Raw genomic sequence first — 15,315 nt, forward strand, 5'->3', positions numbered from 1 at the left:
GCTGCGCCAGCTTTTGGCGCAGCTCTTCATTTCTTACTGGAGGCATGAGCTTTATGGCTTTTATCCCTAAAAATTACGCCCGTCTGGAAGTCGGTTACCGGGAAAAGGCGCTTAAACTCTTTCCCTGGGTCTGCGGACGCTGTTCCCGTGAGTTCGTTTATTCAAATTTGCGCGAGTTGACGGTACACCATATCGATCACGATCACTCGAATAACCCGGAAGATGGTAGCAACTGGGAAATGTTGTGCCTGTACTGCCACGATCACGAGCATTCCAAATATACAGAAGCGGATCAGTATGGTTCAACGGTGGTTGCAGGAGAAGATGCGCAAAAGGCCGTGGGTGAAGCGAAATACAACCCGTTCGCCGATCTGAAGGCGATGATGAACAAGAAATAATACCAACAACAGGCCCGACACAGATGTTTGCCGGGCCAGGGTAATCAGGATTTAAACGTCGCAATTGGTTCGGGCGTAATACCAAACTCAACCTTCAACTGCTGCTTGCTCTTCATCACCATCTCACCGTTGGTATCAATCGTCATATGCTGCGCGTCAATATTGTTTCGCGCCTGCCATAACATCACCAGCTGTAAGCTGTTCTCTTTTTGTTCTGCCGTTAGCGCTACGCCATCCGGCCATTTTCCGAGTTCAACGGCAGTCGATAAGCGCTGATAAACTTCCGGCGTCATACTGTTGATCATCTCATCAAGATTCATGTTAAATCCACTCTCCGTAGAATAATTTGCTGAATCGTTTCTTCAACCCTTGGTTTGCTCACCGTTTTCACCATCGGTGAAGTTCAAAGACGCTGAGTTAACGCAGTACCGTTCACCGGTAGGTTTCGGACCATCCGGGAAGACGTGTCCCAGGTGCGCATCACAGTTACCGCAGCGGATTTCTATGCGCTGCATGCCGTGTGACGTATCTTTTATGTAACGGATAGCCTCATCGCTAACAGGCTCGTAAAAGCTGGGCCAGCCGCAGCCAGAGTCATATTTTGTCTCGGAACGAAATAGCGGATTGTCGCAGATCAAACAGTGGTAGATGCCGTCACGTTTGTTATGTAGCAAACGTCCGGTAAATGGCGGTTCTGTCCCGTGATTCTGGGTCACGTAGAACTGCATTTCGGTTAAATTTTTTTTCAGTTCTTCTGGAGAAGGTTGATTAGCCATTTGCTCACATCTCGCTTTATCTAAACTCACATCGCGAGACAGATTCTAACAAAACATTAACACCGGAGTGCGAACTTTTGTTCTAAACTTGATCCTTGCGAAATGGCAGCCTGCAATTCGTGATCAGAATCACGTTTTTATCTTGATTGCCCTTTAAAATTCGGGCCGCCGACCCCATGTGGTTTCAAGCCCAAAGGAAGAGTGAGGCGAGTCAGTTGCGCAAAGCTTAGGCAGCAGATTGATTTGTCGCAATGATTGACACGATTCCGCTTGACGCTGCGTAAGGTTTTTGTAATTTTACAGGCAACCTTTTATTCACTAACAAATAGCTGGTGGAATATATGACTATCAAAGTAGGTATCAACGGTTTTGGCCGTATCGGTCGCATTGTTTTCCGTGCTGCTCAAGAACGCTCTGACATCGAGATCGTTGCAATCAACGACCTGTTAGACGCTGACTACATGGCTTACATGCTGAAATATGACTCCACTCACGGCCGTTTCAACGGTACCGTTGAAGTGAAAGACGGTCATCTGATCGTAAACGGTAAAAAAATCCGTGTTACCGCTGAACGTGATCCGGCTAACCTGAAATGGGACGAAGTTGGTGTTGACGTAGTAGCTGAAGCTACTGGCCTGTTCCTGACAGACGAAACCGCTCGTAAGCACATCACTGCTGGCGCGAAAAAAGTGGTTCTGACTGGTCCGTCCAAAGATAACACTCCGATGTTTGTTAAAGGCGCTAACTTTGACAAATACGAAGGTCAGGACATCGTTTCTAACGCTTCCTGCACCACTAACTGCCTGGCTCCGCTGGCTAAAGTTATCAACGACAACTTCGGCATCATCGAAGGTCTGATGACTACTGTTCACGCGACCACCGCTACTCAGAAAACCGTTGATGGCCCGTCTCACAAAGACTGGCGCGGCGGCCGCGGCGCATCCCAGAACATCATCCCGTCCTCTACCGGTGCTGCTAAAGCTGTAGGTAAAGTACTGCCAGAACTGAACGGCAAACTGACTGGTATGGCGTTCCGCGTTCCTACCCCGAACGTATCCGTTGTTGACCTGACCGTTCGTCTGGAAAAAGCTGCTTCTTACGAAGAAATTAAGAAAGCAATCAAAGCTGCTTCCGAAGGCCCGATGAAAGGCGTTCTGGGTTACACCGAAGACGACGTAGTATCTACCGATTTCAACGGTGAAGTTTGCACTTCCGTGTTCGATGCTAAAGCTGGTATCGCACTGAACGACAACTTCGTGAAACTGGTATCCTGGTACGACAACGAAACCGGCTACTCCAACAAAGTTCTGGACCTGATTGCTCACATCTCCAAATAAGTTGAGATGAAACAGTAATCTGTAAGAGCGACTACGGTCGCTCTTTTTTTTGCCTGAAGAAAGGATTGCGTAATGATTAATAAAATTTTTGCACTTCCGGTAATCGAACAAATTACCCCTGTCCTCTCCCGCCGTCAGCTTGATGAGCTTGAGGTTCTTGTTGTCGATCACCCACAGGTTAAAGCTTCTTTCGCACTGCAGGGCGCACACCTTCTTTCCTGGAAACCAAACGGTGAAGAGGAAGTCCTGTGGTTAAGTAACAATACCCCGTTTAAAACCGGCGTAGCGCTGCGTGGCGGCGTACCAATTTGCTGGCCGTGGTTTGGTCCGGCGGCTCAGCAGGGCCGGCCTTCGCATGGTTTTGCCCGCAACCTGCCATGGACGCTGAAAGCGCACAACGAAGACGACAATGGCGTGGTGCTGACGTTTGAATTGCAGAGCAATGCTGAAACGCGTCAGCTTTGGCCGCACGAGTTTTGCCTGCTGGCCCGTTTCAAAGTGGGAGCCACCTGTGAGATGGAGCTTGAAGCTCATGGTGAGTTTGAAACCACCTCGGCACTGCATACCTATTTCAACGTTGGTGACATTGCGGCAGTGAAAGTCAGTGGTCTTGGCGATCGCCTGATCGATAAAGTGAATGATGCTAAAGAAGATGTGCTGGCTGATGGTATCCAGACCTTCCCGGACCGCACCGATCGTGTCTATCTGAATCCGGAAGCGTGCAGCGTGATTCACGATGATGCGTTGAATCGCAATATTGACGTTGTCCACCACCATCACCTGAATGTCGTGGGCTGGAACCCTGGCCCGGCGCTTTCCGTCAGCATGGGCGACATGCCGGATGATGGCTACAAAACGTTTGTTTGCGTAGAAACGGCTTACGCGACCGCTCCGCAGAAAACCACCGAAGAAAAACCATCTCGCCTCGCGCAGACTATCCGTGTAGCTAAACGCTAACACAGCTCTGCGCACCATGCCGGATGCGGCTAACGCCTTATCCGGCCTACAAACTACATACAGCCGTAGGCCTGATAAGCACAGCGCATCAGGCAGTTCCGCGCACCGTGCCTGGATGCTGCCAACGCCTTATCCGGCCTACGAACTACACGCAGCCGTAGGTCTGATAAGCTGCGTGAGCATCGGCATTTGGTAAATCAGGCCATATCCAGCGCTGTTTTACCTTTTGGTGCCGGATATGCCTTATCTAACTGCTTAAGCTCATCTACAGAGAGCGTTATCTCCAGCGCAGCGGCATTTTGTTCGACATGCGCTACGCTTGCGGCTTTCGGAATGGCTATTACACCCGACTGATGAATCACCCATGCCAGCAAAATCTGTGCAGCGCTAACATTGTGCGCGTGCGCGATGTCATTCACCACAGAGTTAGAAAGCAAATCACCACGCAGTCGTCCCGCCTGGGCCAGCGGACTGTATGCCATGACCGGCATCTGCTGCTGCTGGCACCACGGCAGTAAATCATATTCAATACCGCGCGAGGCTAAATGGTAAAGCACCTGGTTAGTTGCGCACTCCCTTCCACCGGGTACCTGCCATAACGCCTGCATATCATCATAATCGAGATTTGAGACGCCCCAACGGCGGATTTTCCCCTGCGCAATCAGTGTTTCCATGGCATCGACGGTCTCTGCAAATGAAAAATCGCCCATCCAGTGCAGCAAATAGAGATCCAGATAATCAGTTTTCAGTCGACGCAGACTCGCTTCGCAGGCGGCAATGGCTTTCTGTCCACCGGCATTCCATGGGTAAACTTTCGAGACTAAAAAAGCGCTATCACGCCGCCCCGTTAATGCTTCACCCACTACCTCCTCCGCTGCACCATCAGCGTACATTTCTGCGGTATCAATCAATCGCAGGCCCAGATCCAGTCCGGCCTGCAGCGCAGACACTTCATCCCGGCGTCGGCTTGGATCCTCGCCCATGTACCATGTTCCCTGCCCAATAGCAGGAAGCGATACCTGGTTTGTAAACGTCACCTGTTTCGCTGTCATCGCACCCTCCTGTGTTAATGCACCACAGTAAAGCAAAACAACGTGCATGTGTCCTGTTAGGGTGCACAAATTGCACCATCATTGATTGGAAGCCGATGGTTAATGCGATCGAAATAAAAAGCCCGGGAACAGCTGATGTTCCCGGGCCGAAATGATACAAAATCTTAGCTGCGAAGTGGTTATTTCAACCGACCTAAATATTTGCCCTCTTTCATGGCGTTGATTTTTCCGTTTTTATAGACGATAACGGAAATCAAACCTGCGCTATAAGACTGAGCTTCTGGATTATTCTCATCATTTGCCGCAGGACTGCCATTAATATAAGCAATGCCATCAGCGCCACGTTTAAAGTCCACTCCGAGTTTATTCACATGCACTGGGGTAGTTTTACTGGCGTGCATTGGGGCATTCGCGTCACTGACCATTGTTTTATGTTCATGCTGTAACTGTTGACGGTAAGCCTCGCTGATGGCATACGCAGGCGCAGCAGAGGAAGCAACCAGAGCAGCGATAAAAATTAATTTCTTCATTAGTTAAACCTTAATATTTATCGTGTTTGTGGTGATGACTGGAATTTGTATCATTTGTGCCATACACGTTCTGCGCGTTTTCCATAGCCTGTTTTTCAGCGGCAGCATTGATTGTCGCCTGACGGTTTTGCTCCGCAATATAGCAAGCATCGCGGCTCACCCCCTTGCTTTCGCAAGCATTCATGCGTGAAGCCTCAGTGGAACATCCCGCCAGAAGTCCCCCCATCACCGCTATCATGATTAACTTTCTCATTATTTATACCAGGTTTATTCTCAAGAAAACCACATGGCATGTAATACCCTCAGCCACGCAGAGTTACTGTCTTAACTTTTAAGTTATATTAATATCTGCAATGGATAAATTAATGTCAATTTTAATTTTTTCAGATAAATACCTAAAGATGTAAACTAAAAATAAATTGGGCAATGTTCTTTTTTTCAAATGAAAGTTAACTTTCAACATCATTCAAAAAGGCTGAAATAGTTATCAACTGTTTTATGGCACACGATAACAAATAAAAGATTATTACTACAATCATAAATCAGAAGATTATCAAGATATTGCATAAAAGCAAATCACTCACGTATGACAATTATGCGTAAAATTGTGTAGATACTCCCCCCTTGCCAAACACAAATATTTAAGATTAATCCAGTAACAGGTTTAATTTTGGTAATTACGGCAGGTAAAATACGTTAAATATTCGTTGCGTCCAGGCGGTATGCCAAAACAGCACAAAAAATCAAATCTCATGTTTTAGATCAATATTCATCTCCGTCACGCACAAAAAAAGCCCGCACAGATGCGGGCTAGTGTTTGACACGCAGTGGCATCAGAACTTGTAGGTCACACCCACCGAGAAGATGCCAGACCAGGACTTATCGACCATCGGGCTGTCTTTCACTTCATCACTCAAACGCACATAACGGCCAGTGCCGTATACGTTCCAGTTGCCAATGAAATTATAGCTCGCGGTCAACTCCAGGTAAGGATCCCAACCATCGTCAGCGTTGTAGCTATTCAGACCACTGCGGCGAGACTCGTGATGGGACACGCCATAATAATAGTCGTTGTAGTTTTCGCTGCTGTACTGCACACCGATACCCGGCGTCAGAGTCAGCCCACCATTGGTGTAACGGTAGAGCCAGGCCAGATCCCAGATAAAGCCGTTGCTGTTATCCAGGGTATCACCCGCCAGTGCGGTACGCAGGAAACCATACTGGGTGTTATGTACATACGAGAGGCCGGCCATCATGCTGCTTTTACGCTTGTCGAGTTGGCGTAAAGCATGGCTATCGCTATCACCCGGCTTGAAGTGCGTCGGATCATAGTACGCCATGATGGAAAGCTTATCTGTCGTGTCATTCCACAAATAGTAACCGCCACCCAAGCCGTGGAACCACACATTATCGCCTTCATAGGTGACAACCGGAACAGGGTACACATCGCGGTCATACTGTTTGTATGGGCTGTTAATCACGCCGACACCCGCGCCAACAGTCCACTGGCTTTCCGCCTGTGCTGTGCTAACTGCGGTTGCGGCAAGGATGCCAAGTGCCAGAAGTTTGAGTTTGGTCACAATCCATAATTCCTTATTCAAATGTGTAGCGGTCAAAGTGTAACCGCCAATACGCTTCAGCCCAACTATTTTACGTATTCGCCCCAGAATGTAACCCCCTAATTTCTCAGCGAGTGATGACATTTTGCTTGCAGGACGGTGAACACCGCATGAATCCTGCCCCATTTCTTTACATAAGATGTGCTTTTTTTGCTGATGAGTTATTGATATGCCATTGAAATTCATTTGCGCACACAGGCAAGTTTTGCAAATGCCATCTACGCTTAATTTTAGAAGGTGTATCACCGAATACGTTGATCTCCTGACCACCAAAATGGCATGAGAGTTGCTTATTTCTTCAGCAGCGACGTCGTTCAGTTTACCTCTTCAGGGGCCTCTACTATTCATATGAACGGCTCTTAACATGTGCTAAAAAACGAAAGGACGGCATACCATGAATATATTCGATCACTATCGCCAGCGTTATGAAGCTGCCAAGGACGAAGAGTTCACGCTGCAGGAGTTTCTTACCACTTGTCGGCAAGATCGCAGTGCTTATGCCAACGCGGCAGAGCGGCTATTAATGGCTATTGGTGAGCCTGTCATGGTCGACACTGCCCACGAACCTCGACTTTCTCGACTCTTTTCGAATCGGGTAATTGCACGCTATCCCGCCTTTGAAGAGTTTTACGGCATGGAAGACGCCATTGAGCAAATTGTTTCTTATTTGAAGCATGCGGCTCAAGGTCTGGAAGAGAAGAAGCAGATTTTGTATCTGCTGGGGCCTGTGGGAGGGGGGAAATCATCTCTTGCTGAGCGACTGAAGTCGCTGATGCAACGAGTACCGATTTATGTCCTGAGCGCCAATGGCGAACGTAGCCCGGTAAACGATCATCCGTTATGCCTGTTTAATCCACAGGAAGACGCACAGATCCTGGAAAAAGAGTATGGGATCCCGCGTCGCTATCTCGGTACGATCATGTCGCCGTGGGCTGCGAAACGTCTGCATGATTTTGGTGGGGATATTACAAAATTCCGCGTCGTCAAAGTCTGGCCGTCTATTCTGGAGCAGATCGCAATCGCTAAAACGGAGCCTGGTGATGAAAACAACCAGGATATTTCTGCGCTGGTCGGGAAAGTGGATATTCGTAAACTCGAACACCACGCCCAGAACGATCCTGATGCCTACGGTTATTCGGGTGCACTGTGCCGTTCAAACCAGGGGATTATGGAGTTCGTTGAGATGTTTAAAGCACCGATTAAAGTGCTGCATCCTCTGCTGACCGCCACCCAGGAAGGAAACTACAACGGGACAGAAGGTATCTCTGCCCTGCCGTTTAACGGGATTATTCTTGCCCACTCGAACGAGTCTGAATGGGTAACGTTCCGTAATAACAAAAACAATGAGGCGTTCCTTGACCGTGTTTACATCGTCAAAGTGCCTTATTGCCTGCGTATCTCTGAAGAGATCAAAATTTACGAAAAACTGCTTAACCACAGTGAGCTGACCCATGCGCCTTGCGCACCGGGCACACTGGAAACACTCTCTCGCTTTACTATTCTTTCTCGCCTGAAAGAACCTGAAAACTCGAGCATTTACTCGAAGATGCGCGTTTACGATGGCGAAAGCCTGAAAGATACCGATCCAAAAGCGAAATCCTATCAGGAGTATCGGGATTACGCCGGGGTTGATGAGGGAATGAATGGCCTGTCCACGCGTTTCGCGTTTAAGATCCTCTCTCGCGTCTTTAACTTTGACCATGCCGAAGTGGCAGCTAACCCAGTGCATCTGTTTTACGTGCTGGAGCAGCAAATCGAGCGTGAACAGTTCCCGCAGGAGCAAGCTGAGCGTTACCTTGAGTTCCTGAAAGGCTATTTGATCCCGAAATATGCTGAATTCATCGGCAAAGAGATCCAGACGGCTTATCTCGAATCCTATTCCGAATACGGACAGAACATTTTCGACCGATATGTCACTTATGCGGATTTCTGGATTCAGGATCAGGAATATCGCGACCCGGATACCGGTCAGCTGTTTGACCGCGAGTCACTGAACTCAGAACTGGAGAAAATTGAGAAGCCGGCGGGTATCAGTAACCCGAAAGATTTCCGTAACGAGATCGTCAACTTTGTTCTGCGTGCCAGAGCGAATAACAGCGGTCGCAATCCAAATTGGACCAGTTACGAAAAACTACGCACGGTTATTGAGAAGAAAATGTTCTCCAATACCGAGGAGCTGCTGCCGGTCATTTCGTTCAATGCTAAAACCTCGACTGACGAGCAGAAAAAACACGACGATTTTGTCGACCGTATGATGGAAAAAGGCTACACGCGTAAACAGGTGCGTTTACTGTGCGAATGGTATTTGCGCGTACGTAAATCGTCTTAACATAAGTGCCCGGTAGCGCATGCGCTTACCGGGCTTGCAAAACAATGTTCCGTAGGCCGGATAGCGCCAGCGCCATCCGGCACTTACAGACATGGCGAACAGTTGGCAGTACGGGGGGCTTATGACCTGGTTTATTGACCGGCGTCTTAACGGCAAAAACAAGAGCACGGTAAACCGCCAGCGCTTCTTACGCCGTTATAAATCGCAAATTAAACAGTCGATCTCCGAGGCCATTAACAAGCGTTCGGTGACTGATGTGTATAGCGGCGAATCTGTCTCTATTCCGACTGATGATATTAGCGAACCAATGTTTCATCAGGGACGTGGTGGCCTGCGCCATCGCGTGCATCCGGGTAACGACCATTTTGTGCAGAATGACCGCATTGAACGTCCACAGGGCGGCGGTGGCGGTTCAGGAAGCGGACAAGGCCAGGCCAGCCAGGATGGTGAGGGTCAGGATGAGTTCGTCTTTCAGATCTCTAAAGATGAATATCTTGATCTGTTGTTCGAAGATTTAGCACTTCCTAACCTGAAGCAGAATCAGCAGCGTCAGTTAACGGAGTACAAAACTCACCGGGCAGGTTTTACCTCTAACGGTGTGCCTGCCAACATCAGCGTGGTGCGATCCCTGCAAAACTCACTGGCGCGCCGCACGGCGATGACAGCGGGTAAGCGTCGCGAACTGCATGCGCTCGAAGCGAATCTGGAAACCATCGCGAAGAGCGAACCAGCGCAGTTGCTGGAAGAGGAACGGTTACGCAAAGAGATTGCCGAACTGCGGGCAAAAATCGAACGCGTGCCATTTATCGACACCTTTGATTTACGCTACAAGAATTATGAAAAACGCCCCGACCCTTCCAGCCAGGCGGTAATGTTCTGCCTGATGGACGTCTCTGGTTCGATGGATCAGTCGACCAAAGATATGGCTAAACGTTTTTATATCCTGCTGTATCTGTTTTTAAGCCGGACCTATAAGAACGTGGAGGTGGTTTATATTCGCCACCATACCCAGGCGAAAGAAGTGGATGAGCACGAGTTCTTCTACTCTCAGGAAACCGGGGGAACCATTGTCTCCAGTGCGCTGAAGTTAATGGATGAAGTGGTGAAAGATCGCTACAACCCTGCCCAGTGGAACATCTATGCTGCACAGGCATCGGACGGTGATAACTGGGCAGATGATTCACCGCTGTGTCATGAGATTTTGGCGAAAAAGCTGCTGCCAGTGGTACGCTATTACAGCTATATCGAAATCACTCGCCGCGCTCACCAAACCTTGTGGCGTGAATACGAACATCTGCAATCAACCTTTGATAACTTTGCGATGCAGCATATCCGCGACCAGGATGATATTTACCCGGTATTCCGCGAACTGTTTCATAAACAAAGTACGACCAGCAACAGTTAACCACCTAAATAAATCAGCCAGAGGTTATCTTCTCTGGCTGATTTTTTACGGGTGTGATGCGTTCCGCTCAAAACGTAAAATGACACTACATCCTTTCCACCAGCGGATAGAAATCTTTATTTTCTTTTGGCATACGCTCAAACACTTTGCGTAGAACAGTGTTGGCATCGCGTCTGAATGCTTCATCATTGCCTATTAATTTACTGGCAATATTCCAGCGCCGGGAAAATACATCATAATCGCTGACGATATCCGTCATTTCGCGTTGAAATGTTGAGCTAACCTGTCTGAGCGTGCTATTTCCATCCTGCTCAATATGCGGATAAAGGAACTGATCTTCAGCAGACAGATGCGTTTTTATAATCGCACTCATGCTAACGATCGCAGTAGCAATTTCTTGCGCATTGGATGATACACCTGCCTGGCTCAACTTACGTAAAAATGAAATTTTCTCAAGGATTTCAACATGCTGATTTTTCATTTTATCAATATTCATCCGTTTGTCCTTTTTATTTTCCCTTTACAGAGCAGCAGGCAATGTAGTTGAGTTGATGACGTTGCGAACGAAAGAAGCGAAACATTTTCAGGAACCGACGACGATTTTCGCTCGTGCGTAAGCCGTTAAACACAATTTTAACCGCCCCTGTAAGCCCTTCATCACGAATTAATCCACGCGGCGACATCAGCGACATGTTGCCATTCTGCTGCAGGACCTGTTCGAACCCGCAGTTAAGAAACAAATCACGCCAGCCTTGTCTGGTCATTGGGCTAACGTTTGATTTCACCACATCGACAAGCTGGCCCTGATCGCTCGCACCCAGTTTCTGGGCGGTGAACATAATATCGTGGGTGAGCAGACGCCCACCGGGCTTCAACACACGATAATATTCGGCAATTAACTTCGCCTTCGCTTTATCGGCATACATTGTCAGCATGGCTTCGTTAATCACAACATCGAAACTGTTATCCGCAAAAGGAAGAGTGTTGGCGTTTGCAGCCATTACATGAATGTGATTTTCCAGACCATTTGCCGCTACGTTATTCCTTGCATTTGACAGTGCGGTTTTATCCATATCAATGGCGTATACCGTACAGCCATAGCGTTGAACTAACTCTATCGCCGTCGTGGCCATATTGCACGCCACTTCAAGCACCTGGCTGCCGGGCGTCAGCTGTGACTGGCTAAACAACCATTCTGTTGCTTCAACGCCGCCCGGACGCAGACGGGTTTTGCCCAGGCTGGCTAAAAATGTATGACCCGCTTTTTCAGTCGCGCTCATTGGCCTGTCTCCTTTCTATAAGTTGCATTATAAATACAACATTAAGAGTTAAAGGTGAAGCGCGCGAATGATTTTTATTACAAAATGTCCTTGCCCGTAGCGTTAGAGCGGATGTATGCCGTGTGATAGACTGAAGTATCAGACTTACAGGGCTGTAAATCATTATGAAATTGCATCATAAAGCGCTCAGGCTCTTTATCTCCGTCAGCGTAATTGTTTTGACGTCTTCTTTTTTGGTTTATGAGCTCATTGCCAGCGATAAAGCAATGAATGCGTACATGCGCTATATCAATGAGAAAGCCGACTCATCGTTTCTCTATGATAAGTACACAAATCAGAGCATCGCAGCCCATCTGATGCGTACATTTTCGTCCCCCCAGGAGCCAGCCTCTCTCGAACAGCAAAAAACACTTTGCTCCGCTTTCGGCAGCGTTAACGGCACTCATGGGTTCAATCTCACTAAACGCAACTATCTGCCATTACACGGTACGTTGCAGACCACCTCAACAAAATGTAGCGAACAGCTTGATGACATTTTTCTGCTTCCCTCTTTTGACCGGGCGGTCAATGTTAATCGTCAGCAGAAAGATTACGGTCAGGGATTAGGGACGCTGGAGTATAAATTTCGATATTACGTCGATCTCAAAAATAACTACGTTTATTTCTATGATTTGATCGACTCGCGGAAATTTGCGATACACAACTGGTCGTTTTTGCAAAAAGGTACGCTGGGAATCGACCAGAATGATATTGACGGTATTTTCACTGGCCGCACGGTGATCTCCAGTATTTATGAAGATAACCTGACCGAGAAAAAGGTGATGAGCTTTTTAACACCGGTTTACTACGCCAATAAGCTAAAAGGTGTGGTGATGGTGGATATTAACAAAGAGAATTTACAGAATATTTTCTATACCAGCGACCGCCCTCTTGTCTGGCGCTATCTTGACGTCACGGTCTCTGACACCAGTTCAGGTAAAGAGATTCTCGTTCATAAAAGTGAATCCGATCTGTTCCGCTATGTTCACTATGAGAAGGACATTCCTGGCGGTATACGCATCACCCTCTCACTTGATGTTATGTACTTTATTGTCTCGTCCTGGAAGATATTTGCCTTCTATTTACTGGCAACGATATTGCTGCTGAATATGGTCAGAACGCATTTTCGGCTGTATCACAACGTCACGCGGGAAAATGTCAGTGATGCGATGACAGGGCTCTACAACCGTAAAATTTTAACGCCTGCGCTCGAACAGCGTTTACAGCAGTTAGTAAACTCAGGCACCCTCGTGACCTTTATCGCCATTGATTGCGACAAACTAAAAGTTATTAATGATACGTTGGGGCATAAGGAAGGCGATCGCATTATCACCATTCTGGCCAAAGCCATCCAAACGTCCATTCGCAAAAGCGACTATGCCATCCGCCTCGGCGGCGATGAGTTTTGCATTATCCTCATCGATCACCCCAGTGAATTAACGCACCGCCTGCTGGAGAGGATTCGCTATAACTTACAAATTATTGCGCAAGATATATCAATCAGCTTCTCTGTCGGGATTTATAATATGCAGCCAAACGACACCATTGATGATGCCTACAAAGCATCTGATGCACAGCTCTACCTGAACAAACAGAAAAAACGCACCGATGCGTAATCATTTTTCTGACAGGATTTTCATTGTTGTACCAGGAGTAAGTCATGACAGAAGTGAACAAAGGTAACGCAACGCACCAGCGTTTAATCTCCCTGTTGTCTGAACACGGTGCGACCTACCGCGTAGTCAGCCATGAAGCCGTAGGCAAATGTGAAGCAGTTTCTGAAATTCGCGGTACCGCACTGGGTCAGGGTGCAAAAGCGCTGGTTTGCAAAGTAAAAGGCAACGGCGTCAATCAGCATGTCCTGGCGATCCTCTCTGCCGATCAGCAGGCCGACCTGAGCCTGTTGGCCAGCCATATTGGCGGGTTGAGAGCGTCACTTGCCAGCCCGGCGGAGGTAGATGAACTGACTGGCTGCGTATTTGGCGCTATCCCACCGTTCAGTTTTCATCCGAATCTCAAGCTGGTCGCCGACCCGCTATTGTTTGCGCGTTTTAATGAAATTGCATTTAATGCCGGGGTGCTGGAAAAATCCGTGATCATGGATACCGCGGATTACCTGCGCATCGCGAAACCGGAATTAATCCCGTTCCGCCGCGAGCAGTAACTGTCCGAGTTAGCAGTAAAAAACATCGCTTCGTGCGTTAGCCTAAAAAAAATCATAATCATTAAAAAAAGCCTGTTCCGTCACGCATTTACGCGTACAGTAAGCAGGCTTATTTTTTCTTTTGGCAAGGAAACTACGATGTTTGATGTCACTCTGCTGATCCTGCTCGGACTGGCAGCTCTGGGCTTTGTCAGCCACAACACCACTGTCGCTGTTTCAATTCTGGTGCTGATCATAGTCCGTGTTACCCCTCTGAATACCTTCTTTCCCTGGATTGAAAAACAGGGCCTGACCGTCGGGATTATCATTCTGACCATTGGTGTCATGGCGCCGATCGCCAGCGGAACGCTACCGCCCTCCACACTCATCCACTCCTTTGTGAACTGGAAATCACTGGTTGCTATTGCCATTGGGGTATTTGTCTCCTGGCTTGGTGGGCGCGGTGTTACGCTAATGGGCAGCCAGCCCCAGCTTGTTGCCGGATTACTGGTGGGCACGGTACTGGGCGTGGCACTGTTTCGCGGTGTGCCGGTGGGGCCGCTTATTGCGGCAGGTCTGGTCTCGTTGATTGTTGGGAAGCAGTAGCCAGCCCGTTCAGATAACGGCCTGGCGTCTGCCCCAGGCCTTTTTTGAACATAGTGATAAATGCCGTGGTCGAATCATACCCGAGCATTTGCGCAACCTGCTGTACATTGCGGCCATCAATCAACGCCTGCAGCGCCAGAATCAGCTGGAGCTGGTGACGCCAACGGCGAAAACTCAACCCCGTTTCTTTGACGACCAGACGAGCAAGGTTACGTTCACTCATCGCAAATACGCTGGCCCATTGTCCCAACGTCTGCCATTGTGCAGGCTCTCTCGCCATCGTTGCGACCATTCTGCGAATTTTCGGGTGATCGGAAACCGGTAACTGCATCTGCTCCTGGGGCTGCTGCGGCAGTTCATCAAACAACACCTGCGTCAACCGCTGGGTTGCTGGCTCCAGTCGTTGAGCATCTGTTTTGGATGCCAGCGCCAGAATAAGCTCCCGGCACAACGGAGCAATTTTCAGCGTGCAGCAACGATCGGGCATCACGACGGCCTGCGGCTCAATAAACAAAAAGCACAATTGTGCGCCAACGGTAACGTGGTTGCTGTGTGGAATTTCACCGGGGATCCACACCGCATATTGCGGAGGCACCATCCACATAGCATTCTCAACCTCACAGGTGATCGCGCCATGCAGCGCCAGAATCAACTGGCCTTTACGGTGCTGATGCAGCGGACTGAAAAGTTCATCTTCCCGGGCCTGAATACAAAACGCCACCGCCGCATCGTGGTGAAGATCGGGTTCGTATCCATCCAGTCTCAGTCTTAACATAAAAATGTCCGATTTAAGCGATAAACTGTCATTTTAGCTTGATTCATCCATTGAGTAAAAACGCTAAGG

General features: G+C 48.4%; 16 protein-coding genes and 1 pseudogene. 8 read left to right on the plus strand and 9 right to left on the minus strand.

Annotated elements, in window-relative coordinates; all coding sequences use genetic code 11:
- The first annotated feature begins 53 nt into the window (after nucleotides 1–53).
- Complete coding sequence (gene yajD, locus OGY83_RS06935; protein ID WP_003832478.1) at nucleotides 54–398, plus strand: HNH nuclease YajD; 345 nt, start codon at nucleotides 54–56, stop codon at nucleotides 396–398.
- Between the two features lie 44 nt (nucleotides 399–442).
- Here the strand turns inward: yajD and OGY83_RS06940 are convergent, their stop codons facing one another.
- Complete coding sequence (locus OGY83_RS06940) at nucleotides 443–718, minus strand: YeaC family protein (protein ID WP_003030693.1); 276 nt, start codon at nucleotides 716–718, stop codon at nucleotides 443–445.
- Between the two features lie 42 nt (nucleotides 719–760).
- Nucleotides 761–1,174, minus strand: a complete 414-nt coding sequence (gene msrB, locus OGY83_RS06945; protein WP_003832475.1) for a peptide-methionine (R)-S-oxide reductase MsrB — start codon at nucleotides 1,172–1,174, stop codon at nucleotides 761–763.
- Between the two features lie 341 nt (nucleotides 1,175–1,515).
- Between msrB and gapA the strand changes: the two genes are divergently transcribed.
- Together gapA and OGY83_RS06955 are read left to right on the plus strand one after the other, a co-directional pair.
- Nucleotides 1,516–2,511 (plus strand): glyceraldehyde-3-phosphate dehydrogenase, encoded by a 996-nt coding sequence (gapA, locus tag OGY83_RS06950; protein WP_003030697.1) that lies wholly within the window; start codon nucleotides 1,516–1,518, stop codon nucleotides 2,509–2,511.
- Between the two features lie 72 nt (nucleotides 2,512–2,583).
- Nucleotides 2,584–3,468 carry a D-hexose-6-phosphate mutarotase gene (locus OGY83_RS06955; RefSeq protein ID WP_286635567.1) on the plus strand — a complete coding sequence of 295 codons (885 nt, stop codon included), beginning with the start codon at nucleotides 2,584–2,586 and terminating at the stop codon, nucleotides 3,466–3,468.
- A 197-nt stretch (nucleotides 3,469–3,665) separates the two neighbouring features.
- Here the strand turns inward: OGY83_RS06955 and OGY83_RS06960 are convergent, their stop codons facing one another.
- The 4 genes from OGY83_RS06960 to OGY83_RS06975 all read right to left on the minus strand — a co-directional run bounded on the left by OGY83_RS06960 (nucleotide 3,666) and on the right by OGY83_RS06975 (nucleotide 6,630).
- A complete protein-coding gene (locus OGY83_RS06960; protein WP_286635568.1) occupies nucleotides 3,666–4,520 on the minus strand; it encodes an aldo/keto reductase in 855 nt (284 codons plus the stop codon).
- 179 nt (nucleotides 4,521–4,699) lie between these two features.
- Nucleotides 4,700–5,050 (minus strand): hypothetical protein, encoded by a 351-nt coding sequence (locus tag OGY83_RS06965; RefSeq protein WP_191227409.1) that lies wholly within the window; start codon nucleotides 5,048–5,050, stop codon nucleotides 4,700–4,702.
- 10 nt (nucleotides 5,051–5,060) lie between these two features.
- Nucleotides 5,061–5,303: a hypothetical protein gene (locus tag OGY83_RS06970; RefSeq protein ID WP_148043801.1), complete on the minus strand. Its 243-nt coding sequence runs from the start codon at nucleotides 5,301–5,303 to the stop codon at nucleotides 5,061–5,063.
- Between the two features lie 580 nt (nucleotides 5,304–5,883).
- Nucleotides 5,884–6,630 (minus strand): MipA/OmpV family protein, encoded by a 747-nt coding sequence (locus OGY83_RS06975; RefSeq protein WP_079938579.1) that lies wholly within the window; start codon nucleotides 6,628–6,630, stop codon nucleotides 5,884–5,886.
- A 433-nt stretch (nucleotides 6,631–7,063) separates the two neighbouring features.
- On the opposite strand from OGY83_RS06975, the gene yeaG reads away from it, so the two are divergent.
- The gene (gene yeaG, locus OGY83_RS06980) at nucleotides 7,064–8,998 is read left to right on the plus strand and encodes a protein kinase YeaG (RefSeq protein ID WP_003030707.1); all 1,935 of its coding nucleotides are present in this window, start codon (nucleotides 7,064–7,066) and stop codon (nucleotides 8,996–8,998) included.
- A 121-nt stretch (nucleotides 8,999–9,119) separates the two neighbouring features.
- Entirely contained in the window at nucleotides 9,120–10,403 is a 1,284-nt protein-coding gene (locus OGY83_RS06985) for a YeaH/YhbH family protein (protein ID WP_286635569.1), read from the plus strand.
- Between the two features lie 85 nt (nucleotides 10,404–10,488).
- Here the strand turns inward: OGY83_RS06985 and OGY83_RS06990 are convergent, their stop codons facing one another.
- Nucleotides 10,489–10,899, minus strand: a complete 411-nt coding sequence (locus OGY83_RS06990; RefSeq protein ID WP_286635570.1) for a hemerythrin domain-containing protein — start codon at nucleotides 10,897–10,899, stop codon at nucleotides 10,489–10,491.
- Between the two features lie 13 nt (nucleotides 10,900–10,912).
- The gene (locus tag OGY83_RS06995) at nucleotides 10,913–11,683 is read right to left on the minus strand and encodes a class I SAM-dependent methyltransferase (RefSeq protein WP_123267000.1); all 771 of its coding nucleotides are present in this window, start codon (nucleotides 11,681–11,683) and stop codon (nucleotides 10,913–10,915) included.
- Nucleotides 11,684–11,847: 164 nt separating this feature from the next.
- On the opposite strand from OGY83_RS06995, the gene dgcJ reads away from it, so the two are divergent.
- The 3 genes from dgcJ (at nucleotide 11,848) to OGY83_RS07010 (ending at nucleotide 14,471) form a co-directional block, all read left to right on the plus strand.
- The gene (gene dgcJ / locus OGY83_RS07000; RefSeq protein WP_286635571.1) at nucleotides 11,848–13,338 is read left to right on the plus strand and encodes a diguanylate cyclase DgcJ; all 1,491 of its coding nucleotides are present in this window, start codon (nucleotides 11,848–11,850) and stop codon (nucleotides 13,336–13,338) included.
- Nucleotides 13,339–13,382: 44 nt separating this feature from the next.
- Complete coding sequence (locus OGY83_RS07005; RefSeq protein ID WP_191233744.1) at nucleotides 13,383–13,886, plus strand: YbaK/prolyl-tRNA synthetase associated domain-containing protein; 504 nt, start codon at nucleotides 13,383–13,385, stop codon at nucleotides 13,884–13,886.
- Between the two features lie 138 nt (nucleotides 13,887–14,024).
- The gene (locus OGY83_RS07010) at nucleotides 14,025–14,471 is read left to right on the plus strand and encodes a DUF441 domain-containing protein (RefSeq protein ID WP_016152803.1); all 447 of its coding nucleotides are present in this window, start codon (nucleotides 14,025–14,027) and stop codon (nucleotides 14,469–14,471) included.
- On the opposite strand, the pseudogene OGY83_RS07015 reads toward OGY83_RS07010, so the two are convergent.
- Nucleotides 14,454–15,246: pseudogene (locus OGY83_RS07015) on the minus strand (AraC family transcriptional regulator); the annotation flags it as partial. The gene OGY83_RS07010 and the pseudogene OGY83_RS07015 sit on opposite strands and share 18 nt — an antisense overlap.
- Between the last annotated feature and the right edge of the window lie 69 nt (nucleotides 15,247–15,315).

Origin of the sequence: Citrobacter sp. Cpo090 (genome assembly GCF_030332665.1) — a bacterium.
GTDB lineage: Bacteria > Pseudomonadota > Gammaproteobacteria > Enterobacterales > Enterobacteriaceae > Citrobacter > Citrobacter portucalensis.